Source organism: Pontimicrobium sp. MEBiC01747, from assembly GCF_053601635.1.
On the sequence record NZ_JBSHNS010000158.1, the window covers coordinates 1 to 2,128 of the forward strand.

Genomic DNA, 2,128 nt, shown 5'->3' on the forward strand with positions numbered 1-2,128 from the left:
GTTGTGTATAAATAACGAATAATAGATTCCAAAAGTAACACCCCAAAAGGCAGCTGGTAATAGTAATGGTTTTATTTTGTTTCTGTTAAAAACTAAAGTATAGCACCCAAAAACAAATAAAATTAATACAGATATGTTAGAGATAAAAATAGTTAACATACCTACTATAATTAATACTGCACGTTTACTATTTTTTGTTTTGTACGATTTAAAAAACACATAATATAGCAACAGTAAAACCATAACATCTACACTATATTGCTTTATCTCTGAGGCATAATATATTAGTCTTGGCGATAAACAAAACAAAGCTGTTGTGTACCATACAATCATTTTATTTTGGGTTATTAATGCTGTGACTTTAATAACCAATATAATTGAGATAAGGAATGCTAATAACGGTAATAACCGTAATGCCAATTCATTACTTCCAAATAGTTCTATATTACATTTTTCTATCCATAAAAACAGAATAGGTGCTACTTGCCCACTGTCTAGTGGTTGTGTTAAACCTAGGTAATCTCTATCTAAAATATTTAATGCCAACTTAGCTTCATCTAGCCACACACTTCTATTGTATAGGTATTGGTATATTGCTGCTATAACACCAACAAGTGCTGTGATAATAATTACTAAGTTTTTTTTCAATTTACAGAGATTTTAATTTAATTTTTAAAGTACTATATAGTTTGTGCAGTTTAAATTTTTTAATTCTTAAATATTTCATTTTTGAAGCACTCGGGTTTATAGGTAGTTTTATTACCGCTTCATTATTATCGCATAAATGTGCAATGATTTTATTAAAGAACTCATTGTCTAAGCGGTCTCTTTTATTTCTATTTACCCGTAACATTATATCTAGAAGCTGTCTTGAATTGTATGGACTCATAACTGTTACTCCTAATTCTTTATTTTGAGATTTAGCCTTTCCATGTACAATTCCCATAAATTGTTCCCATAAAAAGATATCTAAAACATGGTATTTTAGAGCTTTTAAACGCTTCTTATTTTGTTTTAACCACTTACTATATTCTTGAGTTATAAACGGATGGCATTTAAAAAAATTAGCAACATTGAGGTTTTTTGGTGTTATCCATTTTATGTAATAAAGTCCATTGCGTCCTATCTCACTTATGTTTCCATTAATAATAACTCGACCGTTAACTAAATCTGGACTTAAAAATAATGGAAAGTCTAAACTCTTCTCGTAATTGGGGGCAAAGTCCTCTTTTTCAAGAACATTATCTTCTATAATGTTAAAATCTTTACCGTAGAGCTCTACCAGTTTTTTTGAGATTACCAAGTCATTATGGTTATCCCCCATCTCCTTAAACCGTGTTACAAAATAGTTGCAGTCTAAACCTAAACTTGCCAAAAACAAAACTCTACTATCGTAACCAGCTGTTACTGGTAAACATATTTTATGCCTTAAAGAAATTGCTTTTAAATAGCCTTTTAGCATTGTTGCAACTTTAACAACTGCTTCATCTATAGTTATTTTATAATTTGGTTGGTTAGGGTAAAATCTTTTTATTTCTTTTTTATTAATATCGATATAGTGATTTGCATATAAATGCTTTACATTTTCAACATGAGTCGTGTTATTAATAAACAGTCTTAATTTATTAAATTCGTTTGAGTTATAATATGCTTTTGCCTCTGGATTACTATGCGGAATTGTATTTACACATTGTTCTAATATTTTTACTTGAGATCCGAAAGCTGTGTAATTTGTAGTGTAATATATTTCGGATTGTGCACAGGCATCATTTAACAGAATTAACTCTGTCTCATTTTTATAAATAATAACATACTGCCCATAATACTCCGAAAGATTCACTAAAAAGGCTTCGAAAGTATTTGCTAGTAATAAGTGTTCTACAATATTATAATTAGATAACTCTGGCGATTTATAGCTAAAAACATCTCCAAGTAAATGTATCGCTGTTTCGGTATTACTGGCGGTAGTATAATTTAATATTTTACTATACTGCAAATAATACATACCTATAGTAACTTCTTTAAAGTTATCTAGTAATTGTACTTGCTTATCTGTAAATAAAAATTGCTTTTTAAACATTAATTAATTTTTACACTTTTACATTAATCCTACTTATAACCATAAAAG

General features: G+C 28.7%; 2 protein-coding genes. Both read right to left on the minus strand.

The window, feature by feature from the left end; all coding sequences use genetic code 11:
- Positions 1-648, minus strand: a 648-nt coding sequence (locus ACVC2P_RS04445; protein ID WP_452597279.1) for a hypothetical protein, incomplete at its 3' end; no start/stop codon positions are given.
- Position 649: 1 nt separating this feature from the next.
- Positions 650-2,080 (minus strand): hypothetical protein, encoded by a 1,431-nt coding sequence (locus tag ACVC2P_RS04450; RefSeq protein ID WP_452597280.1) that lies wholly within the window; start codon positions 2,078-2,080, stop codon positions 650-652.
- Positions 2,081-2,128: the final 48 nt, after the last annotated feature.